Genomic DNA, 17,192 nt, shown 5'->3' on the forward strand with positions numbered 1-17,192 from the left:
GCGATAATAAACGGTGCGGTTTGTTTTGCCGGGTGGCGGCTACGCCTTACCCGGCCTACAAAAACCGTAGGCCCGTGCAAGCGTGAGCGCCGCCGGGCAATCAGCGCTTACTGACAGGCATCATAAGCTCGCGCAGGCGCTCGATGCGCGCTTCCGGGCTGAGATACAGCCAGCGGAATAAAATACGTTCATGTTTCTTTGCCTGTCTGAACCAGGCAGCAAGATAGTTAAGTTCCTGGGCGAAGTTGTTCATTGGCGGTCTCCGGCTGATGAATACCGCAACAGAGTAGGCCGCAAAAAGGGATTAAAACAGGACGGGGTTTAGCAGCTGTTCCGCATTAAAAAAGCCCCGGGGCACCGGGGCTGCGAAAGGCAAAATCGGACAAGCATACAACGAGTCAGTGCGAGAGTTTGAGGGTTAAACAGATAATGATTTCAGCAGGGCAAAGGCCTCCTTCATCCGATCTTCACTGACCACGAAGGCGCGCAAATGGCCTTCGCTGTCGGCCCCTTTCGCCACCATCCCCTGAGGTTCGATGGCGATCTGCCAGTGCAGATCCTGGCGCTGGGTTTCACCTGCCAGATGCAGCGGCAGTTCCGGCGTTTTGACCTTCACCAGCATGGCAGGCAGTTTCAACGGGGTGTTGCCCCCGAGCAGGTTCTTCGCCAGATACATGGCGCTTAACTGGATCGGCTGCAGGAACGGCAGCACCTGGCCGTTGATTTCGGCGCAGTCGCCCAGGGCATAGATGTCCGGCTGGGTGGTTTGCAGATAGCTGTCGACCTTCACGCCGCGGTTGGTTTCCGCACCCGCACGCTGGGCCAGCCCGATTTCCGGACGCAGGCCGGTGGCGGCAATGACGACATCCACCTCAATGCAGCGGTCTCTGTCCAGCAGGGCGCAGATCCCGGTATCGGTTTTGCTCAGGCTTTGCAGCTGGGATTTCAGCTGCAAATGCACGCCCATATCGGTCAGCCGATGCTGTAAGCGACTACTTACTTCGGCTGGCATCAGCGCCGACAGAATGCTGGCGGAATGGTCAACCAGGGTGACCGCTTTCCCGGCCCGGCAAAAATCCATCGCCAGTTCGCTGCCGATAAGCCCCGCGCCGACAATCATCACCCGCTTCGCGTCACGCAGCGTGGTTTCGCAGGCCCGGTACTCCATCTGGCTGTTCAGGGTCAGCATCAGTTCGCGGCCCGCAACCGGCGGCACAAAGGCCGAAGCCCCGGTGGCCAGAACCAGTTTGTCATACGACCACTGCTGGTCTTTCGCTTTCACCACGTGCGCGGCGGCATCAATGTCGGTGACCCAGCTGTAAGGGAACAGACGCAGGTTAAACTGTTCGGCAAACTCCCCCGCCGTCTGGCGGGTGAGGTCGTCGGCGTGCTGACTCTGGCTGATAACGTGGCTTAAGTCTGGCTTGTTGTACTCATCCATGCTGTCCGCGGCGATCAGCGTCAGCGGGACGTTCGCATCCTGTTTACGGATATTTTTCACCAGCTGGCGGGCGGCGAAGCCCGAGCCGATAATCACAATGCCGTGGCTCATTTTGCCTCCGATGCCAGTTCGTCAAAGACGTCTTTACCGAGGGAACATTCCGGGCACAGGAAGTTATCCGGCACGTCGCTCCACGGTGTGCCTGGAGCGACATCCTGCAGCGGTTCGCCGAGGGCGGGATCGTAAATCCACTGGCAGACGCTGCACTGCATGCAAGGCCCGAGGTCGGCTGCGGCAGCGGCGGCAGCGGTTTCCTGTTCAGGTGCGGCTTTTGGGGTCGCGTCTGGCAGCGGAGCGAGCGCCCACTGACGTGCAATGTCACGACCGTGCTGACGGCAGATTTCCAGCGCATCCAGATCCGGACGCCATTTCGCCTTCAGGCTCATCGACATTTCAAAGCCCGCATCCTGCAGACGCGTGGAGAGGCGGTCAACCGCGCCGCCGCTCCAGCCGTGGGAGCCGAAGGCGCTGGCGCGTTTGTTGCGGAAGCGCAGGCCGGTCATCTCTTCCACCAGGCCGGCAATTTTCGGCATCATCACGTTGTTCATGGTGGAGGTCCCCACCAGCACGCCTTTGGAGCGGAAGACGTTGGTCAGAATGTCGTTCTTGTCGCTGCGCGCCACGTTAAAGATTTTCACCGCCACGTTCGGATCCACTTCGTTGATGCCCTGGGCAATCGCGTCGGCCATCATGCGGGTGTTGTTGGACATGGTGTCGTAGAAAATGGTGATGCGATCTTCCTGATAGTCTGCCGCCCATTTCAGGTACTGCTCGACGATCTGGGTTGGGTTCTCACGCCATACCACCCCGTGAGAGGTCGCAATCATATCCACCGGCAGGTTGAAGCCGAGGATTTCGGTAATTTTTGGCGTCACCAGACGGCTGAACGGGGTTAGGATATTCGCGTAGTAGCGCTGGCACTGCTCATACAGCTCGGCCTGATCCACTTCGTCATTGAACAGACGTTCGTCGCAGTAGTGCTGGCCGAAGGCGTCATTACTGAACAGCACGGCGTCGCCGGTCATGTAGGTCATCATGCTGTCCGGCCAGTGCAGCATTGGGGTTTCAACGAAGATCAGCTGTTTGCCGTTGCCGATATCCAGTGAGTCACCGGTTTTCACGACGTTGAAATTCCACTCTGGATGGTGGTGATGACCATTGATGGAGTCGATGGCGTTATTGGTGCAGTAAATCGGCGTGTCCGGGATGCAGGACATCAGCTCGGTTAGCGCCCCGGCGTGATCTTCTTCAGCATGGTTAATGATGATGTAGTCGATATCGGCGAGGTCAATTTCACTGCGCAGGTTTTGCACGAACTCACGGCTGAACTTATGATCGACGGTATCGATCAGGACGTTTTTTTCTTCCCGGATGAGATAGCTGTTGTAGCTGCTGCCGCGCAGCGTTTTGTACTCCGTCCCGTGAAAATCACGCACTTCCCAGTCACGTTGACCAACCCAATGAATATTGTTTTTAACCAGAATAGACATAGCAACCTCAACTTAATACAGCGAAATTAAACGAAAGATGTAATGGTAATTGCAGGTTGCGTGCCAACTTTTTAATTGCTTGATTTTTATGGAATTTATAAATAATACCTCCTGAGAGGTAGTCAATTTGACTGTTATTGATATAGTCAATATGACAATATGCATTGTCAAAATGACAGCGAGGCGACAATGAGTTTTTCTGTAGAGGTGCTGGCGAAAATCGCCATTGAATTGCAGAGCGGTATCGGCCATCAGGATCGTTTTCAGCGGCTGATCTCCACCCTGCGTCACGTGCTGGATTGCGATGCCTCGGCGCTGCTGCGCTATGAAGGACGGCAGTTTATCCCGCTGGCGATCGACGGCCTTGCCCAGGACGTGCTGGGGCGACGTTTTACCCTGGAGGGGCATCCGCGGCTGGAGACCATCGCCCGCGCCGGGGATGTCGTGCGCTTCCCGGCCGACAGCGACCTGCCCGATCCTTACGACGGGTTAATCCCCGGCCAGGAGAGCCTGAAGGTGCACGCCTGTATCGGCCTGCCGCTGTTTGCCGGGCAGAACCTGATTGGCGCCCTGACGCTCGACGGCATGTCGCCGGATCAGTTCGATACCTTCAGCGACGAGGAGCTGAGGCTGATTGCCGCCCTCGCCGCCGGGGCGCTGAACAATGCCCTGCTGATTGAGCAGCTCGAGAGCCAGAACAGCCTGCCCACGGGCCCGGCAGTGTTTGAGCAGGTGAAAAACACCGAGATGATCGGCCTGTCGCCGGGCATGATGAGCCTGAAAAAAGAGATTGAGATTGTCGCCGCCTCCGACCTGAACGTGCTGATCGAGGGCGAAACCGGCACCGGCAAAGAGCTGGTGGCGAAAGCCATCCACGAGGCCTCACCGCGGGCGGTCAATCCGCTGGTCTATCTCAACTGCGCCGCCCTGCCGGAGAGCGTGGCGGAGAGCGAGCTGTTCGGCCACGTGAAAGGGGCCTTTACCGGGGCCATCAGCAACCGCAGCGGCAAGTTTGAGATGGCCGATAACGGCACCCTGTTCCTCGATGAGATTGGCGAGCTGTCGCTGGCGCTGCAGGCCAAGCTGCTGCGGGTGTTGCAGTACGGTGATATCCAGCGGGTGGGCGACGACCGCAGCCTGCGGGTTGACGTGCGGGTGCTGGCGGCCACCAACCGCGATCTGCGCGAAGAGGTGCTGGCCGGGAACTTCCGCGCCGACCTGTTCCATCGTCTGAGCGTTTTCCCGCTTTCGGTGCCGCCGCTGCGCGAGCGGGGTGAGGACGTGGTGCTGCTGGCGGGCTATTTCTGCGAGCAGTGCCGTTTACGGATGGGGTTATCCCGGGTGGTGCTCAGCCCCGGTGCGCGGGCGCACCTGCTGAGCTACGGCTGGCCGGGCAACGTGCGCGAGCTGGAACATGCCATCCATCGGGCGGTGGTGCTGGCCCGGGCGGCACGGCTGGGGGATGACGTGGTGATCCACGCCCGGCATTTTGCCCTGCATGATGAGAGCGCGCCTGCGGTAACGCCGGAAACCCCGGTAGTGGCGAATCAGAATCTGCGTGAGGCGACGGAAGCGTTTCAACGCCAGATGATTACCCGGGCGCTGGAGCAGAACAGCCGCAGCTGGGCGGCGAGCGCGAGGGCGCTGGAGACCGACGTCGCCAACCTGCACCGGCTGGCGAAACGTCTGGGTCTCAAGAGCTAGATAATGCCTGCCTGGTAGAAATCCTGCAGGTTGATGGCACCGCACAGGCGGCCAGCGTCGTCCACCACCGGAGCGGCGGTGATTTTGCGCTTCAGCAGCAGCTCTTTGGCTTCAATGGCGCGGCTTTCGGCATTCAGCGTCAGGCCGCCGGAGGTCATGGCGCTGCTGACGCTCACTTCCAGTTTGCCGCCGGCCACCAGCCAGCGACGCAGGTCGCCGTCGGTGAAGACACCTTTTACCTGGCTGTCGTCATCGCACACCGCCACCAGACCCAGGCCGGTGCGGCTCAGCTCCAGCATCGCGTCCATCACGCTGGTGTTCAGCCTCACCTGCGGGGTGGCGTCACCGCTGCGCATCAGATGATGCACCTTATTCAGCAGGCGCGCGCCCAGCGCCCCTGCGGGGTGAGAGCGGGCAAAATCTTCTTCATTAAAGCCGCGGGCCTGCATCACCGCCATCGCCAGCGCATCGCCCATCATCAGGGTATTGACGGTGCTGGAGGTCGGGGCCAGGTGCATCGGGCAGGCTTCGCGCTCCACCGAAATGTCCAGCGTGGCTTTGGCGGCCAGCGCCAGCGGCGAACGCGGTTTACCGGTCATTGCCAGCAGCGCGACCGATTTTTCCTGCAGGCGAGGCAGGATCAGATCCAGCTCTTTCGCCGAGCCGGAGTAGGAGATAAACAGCAGCACGTCGCGGCTTTCGATCATCCCCAGGTCGCCGTGCAGGGCTTCCGCCGGATGGACAAAAAAGGCCGGGGTGCCGGTGCTGGCCAGGGTCGCGGCAATCTTTTTGCCGATATGCCCGGATTTGCCAATGCCCGCGACGATCACTTTTCCTTCGCACTGAATAATGGTGTTTGCCGCCCGAACGAAATCCTCTCCCAGACGGTCCGGCAGGCGGCTGGCCTCCTGTAGTTCGAGCATCAGGGTTTGACGACCCGCATTTAACAGAAAATCACTCATCTCTCTCTCCGGTTACGATCACTTCGATTCCTTTCTCTTCCAGCGCTTTTTTGAACGCCGGATCGATACCCGCGTCAGTGATCAGCTTATCGACGCTCTCAAGGCTACAGACAATATTCGGGCTTTTACGGCCAAACTTCGACGAGTCGGCCATCAGGATCACTTCCCGTGCGGCGTTGCACATCGCTTTGCTGACGCTGAACACCTCGTTGAAGGTAGTGACGCCCGCGTTGAGGTCGATACCGTCGGTGCCCATAAACAGCCGGTCAAAGCTGAAATGGTCGAAGGCGTTCTCCGCCAGCTGGCCGTGAAACGAGGCGGATTTTTTACGGAAGGTGCCGCCGGGCATCAGAATGGTTTGTTCGTTGTCGAATTCGGACAGGGCGTTGACGATATGCAGGCTGTTGGTCATCACCGTGATGTTATTAAAGCGGCTCAGCATCGGCACCATCTGCAGCACCGTACTGCCCGCGTCGAGGATGATGGAGTCGCCGTCATGGATATACTTTACCGCCGCGTCAGCAATTAACGCCTTCTGGTGGGTATTGATCAGCGTTTTGTGATCGATGGGCGGATCGGCCTCGTCCTTATTCAGCACCACGCCGCCGTAGGTGCGGATCACCGCCCCGGCGTTCTCCAGGATCACCAGATCCTTACGGATCGTGGTGCCGGTGGTGTCAAAGTAGTGGGCCAGATCCTCCACCGAACATTTTCCCTGCTTTTGCAGATGGTCGAGTATGGCCGCCTGCCGCTGACGGGGTTTCATAGGCGTTGAGTTCCTCAGGTTGCGAAATGATAATTTCGCAAGCTTATAACGTTCACATCGAAATTATCCATGTTTCAATTTAAGCGCTAATGATAGTGCATCCTGACAGAGCGAATCATTGGGAAAGATCACATCAGGCTCTAATTCCTGCAACGCGGTGCCGTTAATCGCTGCAATTTTCACCGGTCGGGCAAAGACCGTCAGGCCGCGCATCATCAAGGAGTCGCAGACCCGGTGATTATCGTCCAGCGCAATGGCGACAATCACCCGCGGCTTAAAGCGCCCACCGGAGCGGCCCACGCCCACCCGACCTTGCTGGCAGAGGGCGTCGAAAGCGCGGTTAAAGCGGTGGATTTGCCAGCCGCCGAGCGCCAGCTGGCACAGCCAGGCGATAACGGCGACGGTGATGAGAGTGGTGACCATATCAGCTCCTTAATTGCCGGGTGGCGACTGCACCTTACCCGGCCTACGAATAATTTCCCTCTCCCTGCGGGAGAGGGCCTCAGCCTGCATAATCAGAACATCACCTGCCCGCCGGTGATATTGATCGACTGCCCGGTGCAGTAGGAGGCTTTCGGGCTGGCATAAAACAGCAGCATATTCAGCACGTCCTGATAGTCGCATCCGCGCTTCAGGGGTACTTTATCGATGTAATACTGCTCCACTTGATCCGCCTCGATGCCCAGCTTGGTGGCATACTGCGGCAGCAGGGACTGGAACATCGGCGATTTCAGCAGGTTGCCGAGCATCAGTGAATGCACGGTAATGCCGTACTCGGCCAGATCCAGCGCCAGAGACTGGGTCAGCCCCACGCCGCCGAACTTGGCCGCGCTGTAGCCGGAGTTGTGCTTGCTGCCCACCTTGCCGGATTTGGAGTTGATCTGAATGATGCGCCCGGCAATGCCGTCGCGGATCATCAGGCGCGAGAACTCCCGGGCGCAGAGGAAATAGCCCACCAGGTTCACCTGCAATGAGCGGTCGAAATCTCCCAGCGCCACGTCGCTGATAAACGCCGCTTTGGCGATCCCGGCGCTGTAGACCAGCAGATCGACGCGGCCAAAGATCTCATTCACCCCGTGCGACAGCGCCATCACGCTCTGCTCGCTGGTGGCGTCGGCACCAAAGCCATACGCCTTGCCTTCACCAAACTGCTGGTTGATCTCGCTGGCGACCCGGGCGGCTTTTTCGCTCTGAATGTCCACCACCGCCACGCGATACCCTTCTGCGGCCAGCCCGCGGCAGAGAAATTCCCCTAAGGTTTGTCCCCCGCCAATGACAACTGCAACCTGTTCCATGTTTCTCTCCTTTAATTACGCCACAAATTTCAGTACACAACCGGCCATCACCGCCTGCGGAACCGGCCCGGCAACGTGCACGGTGCCCGGGTATTCCGCCGCGGTCTGGCCATCAAAACGCAGGGTGATATGCCCCAGCTCGCGCAGGTTCTGCTCCGCGACATCGCCCACTGCCGTCACCGGATAGCGTGCGTCGCCCAGCGTGAGCTGGCTGCCGGGCCGCAGCGCGCCGCTCAGCTCGCCGTGGCAGTGGATAAAGCAGAACTCTTCGATATCCGCCGGAGCCCCTTCACGGAAGGTGATCAGCATCTGGTCGCTCAGGGCATCCGCGGCGCTCTGGCCGATGCGGGTAATGGTGGTCTGGTAAATCACGGTCATCACGAAGTCCTCTTATTGATAGATAAAGCCAGAGACGAACCAGGCAATCAGTACGGTGGGCGCGCCGGTCAGGAAGCGGCTCACCAGTACGGAAGGGACGCCGACGCGCACGGTGTCCTGGCGTGCTTCGGCCAGCGATAGCCCCACCGGGATAAAGTCGCAGGCGGCCTGGGCATTAATGGCAAACAGCGCGGGCAGGGCGAGGTGCGGGGGAATATTGCCGAGCCCAATCTGCACGCCAATCAGCACGCCGATCACCTGGGCGATCACCGCCCCGGGGCCGAGGAACGGCGACAGCAGCGGGAAGGAGCAGATCAGCGCCAGGGTCACCAACCCGAGCGGATGGCTGGCCAGCGGGGCGAGGCCGTGGGCGATCCAGTCGCCAAGACCGGACGCCATGATGATGCCGATCAGCGCCGAGACGAAGGCCATAAACGGCAGAATGGTTTTCAGCACCGTGTCGATGGTGTCGCGCCCGGACTGGAACAGCACCGCCACCGCGGAGCCCATCCCCATCCCGACTTTCGCCAGCAGGCCGTCGCTCTGTTCGGTGATCTTCTTGCTGGTGTCGTATTCACGCGGCGCGCTCTTCTTCGCCGGGGCGGCACCCTCTGCGAGGCTGATGTTCTCCACTTTCACCCCGGAGACGTAGATGTCCTCCAGGATGTACTGCGCCAGCGGGCCGGATTTGCCCGTCGAATGGATATTGACGGTGGGTATGCGCCGTTTCGGGTAAATGCCGCAGCGCAGGGTGCCGCCGCAGTCGATCACCGCCACGCCGATCTCCGCTTCCGGCGGCTCGCCCTCCTTAAAGCCATCCACCGCGTCCCAGCCGGTGAGTTCGCGCAGTTTGTCGACAATCGCCGGGCGGGTGCCCGCGGTGATATAGACGATCTTCTTTTCTGTGGTGGCGTCGAGTTCCAGCGGGCCGCCCCAGCCGCCCACGCCTTTTTCAATCCGGATACGGGTCATGCTGTGGCTCCTGCAAGCTGGACTTTCTGTTCAAGCTGGATGCCCATTTTCTTTTCGAAAATGGCGGTAGTGAGATCGGTCACCCAGCCGCGGAAGAAGTTGGTCACCAGGCCGACCAGCAGGTAACTCACCGCCAGCGGGCCGAGCGGCAGGCCGAGGGTAGTCAGGCCGCTGGCGATGCCCAGATAGACGAACAGTTCGCCGGGGTTAATGTGCGGAAACAGACCGTTCATCGAGTGGCAACTGTAGGATGCCGCGGCGTAGTAGCTCGGCTTGTAGCGCTCGGGCATAAAGCGCCCGAGGCTCAGGGTCATCGGGTTACAGAATACGAAGGTACCGATGCAGGGCAGCAGCAGATAGCGGGAAATGGGGTTACCGGCGCAGCGCTGGGCCAGCTTTTCGATCCGATGCTGACCAATAAAGTTGATCAATGCATTCATGATCACCAGCAGGCTGATCAGCAGCGGCAGGATCCCGGTGACCATGCTGGTAAAGACCTCGCCACCTTTCTGAAACAGCCCGATAAACCACTCGGCGCCGTGGGTGATGGTTTCTATCATTGTTTTCTCCTGTAGGGTGAGTTCATCTCTGACGGGCTAATAATAATCACTTTGAAAGGTTTTAAAGTGTTAAACAGATCTCACAATGAAAGAAAAATGGATTATTTTGAAAGATAATGAGCGAGGAGAGGTCGGCGTGGTTGAGAAGAGGACGAATTTGTCTTTAGACGCGTAAAGATTTTGCCGTGCCGGTTCGCACCTCTTCCTTGAGGTGTCCCGGATGCTTTACCATACTTGCCACTTATCGAATTCGTTGAATGGATGTCTCATGCTCAAGCGTCGTTACGCAGCCTTACTGCCTGCGCTTATCCTGCTCTCTGCCTGCAGCAGCAAACCGAAGACCGAAGAGGTCCAGCAAACGGCGGGGGCCCCGTCCGGCGGCTTCCTGCTGGAACCCCAGCATAATGTGATGCAGATGGGGGGCGACTTTGCCAACAACCCCGCGGCGGAACAGTTCATCGATAAAATGGTGAGCAAGCACGGCTTTAATAAAGCCCAGCTGCAGGAGATCCTCTCCCAGGCGAAGCGTCTGGATTACGTACTGCGACTGATGGATCGTCAGGCACCGACCACCCAGCCACCGGCTGGGCCGAACGGGGCATGGCTACGCTATCGCAACCAGTTTATTACCCCGGACAACGTGCAGAACGGCGTGGCGTTCTGGAATCAGTATCAGGATGCGCTGACCCGCGCCCAGCAGGTTTACGGCGTGCCGCCGGAGATCATCATCGGGATTATCGGGGTGGAAACCCGCTGGGGCCGCGTGATGGGGAAAACCCGCATTCTGGATGCGCTGGCGACCCTCTCCTTTAACTATCCGCGCCGGGCGGAGTACTTCTCCTCCGAGCTGGAAACTTTCCTGCTGATGGCCCGCGACGAGCAGGACGACCCGCTGGATCTGAAGGGCTCCTTTGCCGGTGCCATGGGATACGGCCAGTTTATGCCGTCCTCCTATAAGCAGTATGCGGTCGATTTCAATGGCGACGGGCACATCAACCTGTGGGATCCGGAAGATGCGATTGGCAGCGTCGCCAACTACTTCAAAGAGCATGGCTGGACGCCAGGCCAGCCGGTGGCTGTAATGGCTAACGGCCAGGCGCCAGGGCTGGAGAACGGCTTTAAAACCAGCTATACCCCGGCACAGCTGACGGCCGTAGGATTAACGCCGCAGCAGCCGCTGAGCGACAACCAAAAGGTCAGCCTGTTGCGTCTGGATATCGGCACCGGCTATCAGTACTGGTACGGTCTGCCGAACTTCTACACCATCACCCGCTACAACCACAGTACGCACTATGCGATGGCGGTCTGGCAGCTGGGGCTGGCCGTGGCGCAGGCACGCGTGGCATCGCCGTTCAGTTAAGATTGTCGTTTCCCGCCAAAAAAGTGAGTGGAACCGCTCCACTCACTTTTAATGAGCCCGGCCAGGTTAATTTTTCTGAAGCCCCCTCGTAAAACCTCCACCTCATCCTCATATCTACCGACTAAAGTGCTATCTTGTGCTGCATGTTTTTAAGGAGTCAAAACACGATGACTGACCATGAATTGATGCAGCTCAGTGAGAGAGTAGGGCAGGCGCTGAAACAGCGCGGTGCGACGATCACCACGGCAGAGTCCTGTACCGGCGGCTGGGTGGCGAAAGTCATTACCGATATTGCCGGCAGTTCCGCCTGGTTTGAACGCGGGTTTGTCACCTACAGTAATGAAGCGAAAGCGCAGATGATCGGCGTCCGTGAACCCACGCTTATCGAGCATGGCGCGGTCAGCGAGCCGGTGGTGATCGAGATGGCGATTGGCGCCCTGCGTGCCGCCCGGGCAGATTATGCTGTCTCTATTAGTGGCATCGCCGGGCCGGACGGCGGCAGCGCTGAAAAGCCTGTCGGGACGGTGTGGTTTGGCTTTGCGACGGCGCAAGGCGAGGGGATTACCCGCCGGGAATGCTTCAGCGGCGACCGGGAAAGCGTGCGTCGTCAGGCCACCGTTTATGCGTTAAAAACGCTCTGGCAACAATTTCTACAAAACACTTGATACTGTATGAGCATACAGTATAATTGCTGCAACAGAACAGAAATCCAAGGTGAAGCGCAGTTGTTTCACCCGGCATGAGAGGAAAAAATGGCTATCGACGAAAACAAACAGAAAGCGTTGGCGGCAGCACTGGGCCAGATCGAAAAGCAATTCGGTAAAGGTTCCATCATGCGCCTGGGTGAAGATCGTTCCATGGATGTAGAAACTATCTCCACCGGTTCGCTTTCTCTGGATATTGCACTGGGTGCTGGCGGCCTGCCTATGGGCCGTATCGTAGAGATCTACGGGCCAGAATCCTCCGGTAAAACCACCCTGACTTTACAGGTTGTGGCGGCTGCACAGCGCGAAGGCAAAACCTGTGCCTTTATCGATGCTGAGCACGCGCTGGATCCGGTCTACGCACGTAAACTGGGTGTTGATATCGACAACCTGCTCTGCTCCCAGCCGGATACCGGTGAGCAGGCACTCGAAATCTGTGACGCGCTGGCGCGCTCTGGCGCAGTAGACGTCATCATCGTCGACTCCGTTGCGGCCCTGACGCCGAAAGCAGAAATCGAAGGTGAGATCGGTGACTCTCACATGGGCCTCGCGGCACGTATGATGAGCCAGGCGATGCGTAAGCTGGCCGGTAACCTGAAGCAGTCCAACACGCTGCTGATCTTCATCAACCAGATCCGTATGAAAATCGGTGTGATGTTTGGTAACCCGGAAACCACCACCGGTGGTAACGCGCTGAAATTCTACGCCTCCGTGCGTCTGGATATCCGCCGTATCGGTGCCGTGAAAGACGGTGAGAACGTGGTGGGTAGCGAAACCCGCGTGAAGGTGGTGAAGAACAAGATTGCTGCACCGTTTAAACAGGCTGAATTCCAGATCCTCTACGGCGAAGGCATCAACTTCTACGGCGAGCTGGTTGACCTGGGCGTGAAAGAGAAGCTGATTGAGAAAGCGGGCGCCTGGTACAGCTACAACGGCGACAAGATCGGTCAAGGTAAAGCGAATGCTATCTCCTGGCTGAAAGAGAACCCGGCGGCAGCTAAAGAGATCGAGAAGAAGGTGCGTGAGCTTCTGCTCAGCAACCAGGATTCTAAACCGCAGTTCGCTGTTGATGGCGCAGACGCTGAAGAAACCAACGAAGATTTCTGATAATCGGATGTAATAAACAAGGGTCGCTTAGTGCGGCCCTTTTTGCTTTTTGTTTTTGACTGCAGCAGGTTTATCTATGAATGAATCCACAGCACGTCGTCCTGCTTATAACCGTCTGCTGGATCGCGCCGTGCGCATCCTTGCGGTGCGTGACCACAGCGAACAAGAGCTTCGCCGCAAACTGGCTGCGCCGGTGATGAGCAAAAACGGGCCAGAAGCCATCGATGCCACGGCAGAAGATTACGATCGGGTAGTTGCCTGGTGCTATGAGCACAGCTATCTGGACGATACCCGTTTTGTCTCACGCTTTATCGCCAGCCGCAGCCGTAAAGGCTACGGTCCGGCGCGTATCCGCCAGGAGTTGAATCAAAAAGGTATCCCGCGCGAAACCAGCGAAAAGGCGATGCGCGAATGCGAAATTGACTGGTGCGAGCTGGCGCGGGATCAGGCCGTGCGCAAGTACGGTGAACCTCTGCCGCGTGAGTTTTCAGAAAAAGTTAAAATCCAGCGCTTTTTGCTTTATCGCGGCTTCCTGATGGAGGATATTCAGGATATCTGGCGTAATTTTACCGATTGAACGCATGCGGGATTTTACTTCCCTCTAAAGAAAACTTATCTTATTCCCACTTTTTTCAGTAGCTGGTCCGTCCGACAAAGGTTGTGTAGTGACCGGCTGTGACATTTCGTTAGCTTGATTTCAGGATAATTATGAGCAAGAGCACCGCTGAGATCCGTCAGGCGTTTCTCGATTTTTTCCATAGTAAGGGACACCAGGTTGTTGCCAGCAGCTCCCTGGTACCGAACAACGATCCAACTTTACTGTTTACCAACGCCGGGATGAACCAGTTCAAGGATGTTTTCCTGGGTCTCGACAAGCGTAATTATTCTCGCGCAACCACCTCGCAGCGCTGCGTGCGTGCGGGCGGTAAACATAACGATCTGGAAAACGTCGGTTACACCGCACGTCACCACACCTTCTTCGAAATGCTGGGTAACTTCAGCTTCGGCGACTATTTCAAACATGACGCTATCCAGTACGCATGGGAACTGCTGACCGGTGAAAACTGGTTCAACCTGCCGAAAGAGCGTCTGTGGGTGACCGTCTACGAAACCGATGACGAAGCCTATGAAATCTGGGAAAAAGAAGTGGGTATCCCGCGCGAACGCATTATTCGCATCGGCGATAACAAAGGCGCACCGTACGCGTCCGACAACTTCTGGCAGATGGGTGATACCGGCCCATGCGGTCCGTGCACCGAAATCTTCTACGATCATGGCGATCATATCTGGGGCGGCCCTCCGGGCAGCGCAGAAGAAGACGGCGACCGTTACATTGAAATCTGGAACATCGTCTTCATGCAGTTCAACCGTCAGGTCGACGGCACCATGGAACCGCTGCCGAAGCCATCCGTGGATACCGGTATGGGTCTGGAGCGTATTGCCGCGGTACTGCAGCACGTTAACTCCAACTACGACATCGATCTGTTCAGCACCCTGATTAAGTCTGTTGCCGACGTGACTGGCGCAACCGATCTGAGCAACAAATCCCTGCGCGTAATTGCCGACCACATCCGCTCCTGCGCCTTCCTGATTGCTGACGGCGTGATCCCGTCGAATGAAAACCGTGGCTATGTGCTGCGTCGTATCATTCGTCGCGCTATCCGTCACGGCAACATGCTGGGCGCGAAGGACACCTTCTTCTACAAGCTGGTGGGTCCACTGGTGAGCGTGATGGGCGCAGCCGGCGACGAACTGAAACGCCAGCAGGCGCAGGTTGAGCAGGTTCTCAAAACCGAAGAAGAGCAGTTCGCCCGTACGCTGGAACGTGGTCTGGCCCTGCTGGACGATGAACTGTCGAAGCTGAAAGGCGATACGCTGGATGGCGAAACCGCCTTCCGTCTGTACGATACCTATGGCTTCCCGGTTGACCTGACGGCTGACGTTTGCCGTGAGCGCAACATTAAAGTTGATGAAGCAGGCTTCGAAGCCGCCATGGAAGAACAGCGCCGTCGCGCGCGTGAGTCCAGCGGTTTTGGTGCCGACTACAACGCGATGATCCGCGTTGATGGCAGCAGCGAATTCGAAGGTTACGAACATCTCGAAACCAACGGCAAAGTCACCGCCCTGTTTGTTGACGGCAAAGCCGTGGAGAGCATCAGCGCGGGCCAGGCTGCGGTCGTTGTTCTGGACAAAACCCCGTTCTATGCAGAATCGGGCGGCCAGGTTGGCGATAAAGGCGAGCTGAAGGGCAGTGATTTCAGCTTTGCGGTTAACGACACGCAGAAATACGGTCAGGCGATTGGTCATCAGGGTACGCTGGCATCCGGCACGCTGAAGGTAGGCGAGGGCGTTCAGGCTATCGTTGACGAAGCGCGCCGCGCACGTATCCGTCTGAATCACTCCGCGACGCACCTGATGCACGCCGCGCTGCGCCAGGTTCTGGGCACGCACGTTGCGCAGAAAGGCTCGCTGGTAAACGACAAAGTGCTGCGCTTTGACTTCTCGCATTTTGAAGCGATGAAACCGGCAGAAATCCGTGCGGTGGAAGATCTGGTGAATGCCCAGATCCGTCGTAACCTGCCGATCGAAACCAATATCATGGATCTCGACGCGGCGAAGAACAAAGGCGCAATGGCGCTGTTCGGCGAGAAGTATGACGAACGCGTACGCGTGCTGAGCATGGGCGATTTCTCCACCGAACTGTGTGGCGGTACGCACGCAAGCCGTACGGGCGACATTGGTCTGTTCCGCATTGTTTCTGAATCCGGTACGGCGGCAGGTGTGCGTCGTATCGAAGCGGTTACCGGCGAAGGCGCGATTGCGCTTCTGCATGCACAGAGCGATCAGCTGCACGACATCGCGCAGCTGCTGAAGGGCGACAGCCAGAACCTGGGCGAGAAAGTGCGCAGCGTGATGGAACGTACCCGCCAGCTGGAAAAAGAGCTGCAGCAGCTGAAAGAGCAGGCCGCGGTTGCCGAGAGCGCAAACCTCTCCAGCAAAGCGGTTGAGATTAACGGTGTCAAACTGCTGGTCAGCGAACTGGCAGGCGTTGAGCCGAAAATGCTTCGTACCATGGTCGACGATCTGAAGAACCAGCTTGGTTCAACCATCATCGTTCTGGCAACGGTAGCGGAAGGTAAGGTTTCTCTGATTGCGGGCGTATCTAAGGACGTGATCGACCGTGTAAAAGCAGGGGAACTGATTGGTATGGTCGCTCAGCAAGTGGGCGGCAAAGGCGGTGGTCGTCCGGACATGGCGCAAGCCGGTGGTACAGACGCAGCAGCCCTTCCAGCGGCGCTGGCCAGTGTTCAAAGCTGGGTAAGTTCTAAACTGTAATAATTACAATGCGTACACAGACGCCATAACGACAACGTTATGGCGTACTGCGCTCTACGCTATCGATAATGATAAAGTCAGGTTGAGTTTGTGTATATCGGCTAAACTTACGTTTAACAGATTGTGATGCCGTGACTACCTACACATTACGTGTTTGTCATCGCTTACTTTTTGGCGTTATATGATGGATAATGCCGGGATACAAGAGACCCGACTCTTTTAATCTTTCAAGGAGCAAAGAATGCTGATTCTGACTCGTCGAGTTGGTGAGACCCTCATGATTGGGGATGAGGTCACCGTGACAGTTTTAGGGGTAAAGGGCAACCAGGTACGTATTGGTGTGAACGCCCCTAAAGAAGTCTCTGTTCATCGTGAAGAGATCTACCAGCGTATCCAGGCTGAAAAATCCCAGCAGTCCAGTTACTGATATTATCGCGTCTCGCTGTCTGGCGAGACGCAACCCTCCCGATATATTCCTTGTCAAAAGTTACCGTTCGATTTCAACTGCTCTCTTTTTAACCTTCTGTCACACCCTTTCTCTGTCCAACATCCCTTATATACCCACACATAACTGCCAGCGGGCCTGCAAAATCCGTTTATAAAACACCCTCTTTGCGGGTTTTACATGCGAATTGCCTGTGATTTGTGCAAACGATAAAAGCTTGTGGAAAATTGTTTGACTTATAAGTCCCAGAAAGTAATATATGCGCCACGCAGCGACGAGAAGCTCTTAACGAGTTACTCGAAGCACTCGAAAGAGGCGTTGTGTGGTGAGGTGGCCGAGAGGCTGAAGGCGCTCCCCTGCTAAGGGAGTATGCGGTCAAAAGCTGCATCCGGGGTTCGAATCCCCGCCTCACCGCCATTTTGCATCCGTAGCTCAGCTGGATAGAGTACTCGGCTACGAACCGAGCGGTCGGAGGTTCGAATCCTCCCGGATGCACCATCTTTTACTTTGTGTTGCTTACGAAGCAATACCGAGTATCAGCAGTAACAGCAGTAAATCCCGATGCATCCGTAGCTCAGCTGGATAGAGTACTCGGCTACGAACCGAGCGGTC

At 57.4% G+C, this 17,192-nt stretch carries 17 protein-coding genes and 2 tRNA genes; 9 read left to right on the forward strand and 10 right to left on the reverse strand.

Translation table 11 applies throughout. From position 1 onward, the window contains the following. Positions 1-100: 100 nt before the first annotated feature. From V7Q49_RS19495 to norV, 3 genes are all read right to left on the reverse strand, one after another. A complete protein-coding gene (locus tag V7Q49_RS19495) occupies positions 101-253 on the reverse strand; it encodes a hypothetical protein (protein ID WP_333854542.1) in 153 nt (50 codons plus the stop codon). 165 nt (positions 254-418) lie between these two features. Then, positions 419-1,552: an NADH:flavorubredoxin reductase NorW gene (gene norW / locus V7Q49_RS19500; protein ID WP_333854544.1), complete on the reverse strand. Its 1,134-nt coding sequence runs from the start codon at positions 1,550-1,552 to the stop codon at positions 419-421. Then, positions 1,549-2,991 (reverse strand): anaerobic nitric oxide reductase flavorubredoxin, encoded by a 1,443-nt coding sequence (gene norV, locus V7Q49_RS19505; RefSeq protein ID WP_333854546.1) that lies wholly within the window; start codon positions 2,989-2,991, stop codon positions 1,549-1,551. The genes norW and norV overlap by 4 nt, the downstream gene beginning before the upstream one ends. A gap of 189 nt (positions 2,992-3,180) precedes the next feature. On the opposite strand from norV, the gene norR reads away from it, so the two are divergent. Next, positions 3,181-4,695, forward strand: a complete 1,515-nt coding sequence (norR, locus tag V7Q49_RS19510; RefSeq protein ID WP_333854548.1) for a nitric oxide reductase transcriptional regulator NorR — start codon at positions 3,181-3,183, stop codon at positions 4,693-4,695. On the opposite strand, the gene gutQ is transcribed toward norR, so the two are convergent. From gutQ to srlA, 7 genes are all read right to left on the reverse strand, one after another. Next, positions 4,692-5,657: an arabinose-5-phosphate isomerase GutQ gene (gutQ, locus tag V7Q49_RS19515; RefSeq protein ID WP_333854550.1), complete on the reverse strand. Its 966-nt coding sequence runs from the start codon at positions 5,655-5,657 to the stop codon at positions 4,692-4,694. The two genes, norR and gutQ, sit on opposite strands and share 4 nt — an antisense overlap. After that, entirely contained in the window at positions 5,650-6,423 is a 774-nt protein-coding gene (gene srlR / locus V7Q49_RS19520; RefSeq protein ID WP_333854552.1) for a glucitol operon DNA-binding transcriptional repressor SrlR, read from the reverse strand. Before srlR ends, gutQ begins: the two co-directional genes overlap by 8 nt. A 63-nt stretch (positions 6,424-6,486) precedes the next feature. Further along, on the reverse strand, positions 6,487-6,846 hold the full coding sequence (gene gutM / locus V7Q49_RS19525) for a transcriptional regulator GutM (protein ID WP_333854554.1): 360 nt from the start codon (positions 6,844-6,846) through the stop codon (positions 6,487-6,489). A 92-nt stretch (positions 6,847-6,938) separates the two neighbouring features. After that, positions 6,939-7,718 (reverse strand): sorbitol-6-phosphate dehydrogenase, encoded by a 780-nt coding sequence (gene srlD / locus V7Q49_RS19530; RefSeq protein ID WP_333854556.1) that lies wholly within the window; start codon positions 7,716-7,718, stop codon positions 6,939-6,941. Positions 7,719-7,733: 15 nt separating this feature from the next. Next, positions 7,734-8,096, reverse strand: a complete 363-nt coding sequence (gene srlB / locus V7Q49_RS19535) for a PTS glucitol/sorbitol transporter subunit IIA (protein WP_333854558.1) — start codon at positions 8,094-8,096, stop codon at positions 7,734-7,736. Between the two features lie 12 nt (positions 8,097-8,108). Beyond that, positions 8,109-9,068, reverse strand: coding sequence for a PTS glucitol/sorbitol transporter subunit IIB (gene srlE, locus V7Q49_RS19540; RefSeq protein ID WP_333854560.1), 960 nt, complete (start codon positions 9,066-9,068; stop codon positions 8,109-8,111). Then, the gene (gene srlA, locus V7Q49_RS19545; RefSeq protein ID WP_333854562.1) at positions 9,065-9,628 is read right to left on the reverse strand and encodes a PTS glucitol/sorbitol transporter subunit IIC; all 564 of its coding nucleotides are present in this window, start codon (positions 9,626-9,628) and stop codon (positions 9,065-9,067) included. The genes srlE and srlA overlap by 4 nt, the downstream gene beginning before the upstream one ends. A 268-nt stretch (positions 9,629-9,896) precedes the next feature. Here srlA and mltB point away from each other — a divergent pair, with 268 nt between their 5' ends. The 8 genes from mltB (at position 9,897) to V7Q49_RS19585 (ending at position 17,078) form a co-directional block, all read left to right on the forward strand. Then, complete coding sequence (gene mltB / locus V7Q49_RS19550) at positions 9,897-10,988, forward strand: lytic murein transglycosylase B (protein ID WP_333854564.1); 1,092 nt, start codon at positions 9,897-9,899, stop codon at positions 10,986-10,988. 167 nt (positions 10,989-11,155) lie between these two features. Beyond that, the gene (gene pncC, locus V7Q49_RS19555) at positions 11,156-11,653 is read left to right on the forward strand and encodes a nicotinamide-nucleotide amidase (RefSeq protein WP_333854566.1); all 498 of its coding nucleotides are present in this window, start codon (positions 11,156-11,158) and stop codon (positions 11,651-11,653) included. A gap of 87 nt (positions 11,654-11,740) precedes the next feature. After that, positions 11,741-12,799 (forward strand): recombinase RecA, encoded by a 1,059-nt coding sequence (gene recA, locus V7Q49_RS19560; RefSeq protein WP_333854568.1) that lies wholly within the window; start codon positions 11,741-11,743, stop codon positions 12,797-12,799. Positions 12,800-12,875: 76 nt separating this feature from the next. Continuing rightward, the gene (recX, locus tag V7Q49_RS19565) at positions 12,876-13,376 is read left to right on the forward strand and encodes a recombination regulator RecX (protein ID WP_333854570.1); all 501 of its coding nucleotides are present in this window, start codon (positions 12,876-12,878) and stop codon (positions 13,374-13,376) included. A gap of 131 nt (positions 13,377-13,507) precedes the next feature. Next, positions 13,508-16,135 (forward strand): alanine--tRNA ligase, encoded by a 2,628-nt coding sequence (gene alaS / locus V7Q49_RS19570; protein ID WP_333854572.1) that lies wholly within the window; start codon positions 13,508-13,510, stop codon positions 16,133-16,135. 241 nt (positions 16,136-16,376) lie between these two features. Next, entirely contained in the window at positions 16,377-16,562 is a 186-nt protein-coding gene (gene csrA / locus V7Q49_RS19575; protein WP_000906486.1) for a carbon storage regulator CsrA, read from the forward strand. 342 nt (positions 16,563-16,904) lie between these two features. Next, positions 16,905-16,997: transfer RNA gene (locus tag V7Q49_RS19580), tRNA-Ser, on the forward strand. A gap of 4 nt (positions 16,998-17,001) precedes the next feature. Continuing rightward, positions 17,002-17,078: transfer RNA gene (locus tag V7Q49_RS19585), tRNA-Arg, on the forward strand. Positions 17,079-17,192 lie beyond the last annotated feature (114 nt).

The sequence above is a fragment of the Leclercia sp. genome, assembly GCF_036780805.1.
In the GTDB taxonomy this organism is placed as follows: domain Bacteria; phylum Pseudomonadota; class Gammaproteobacteria; order Enterobacterales; family Enterobacteriaceae; genus Enterobacter.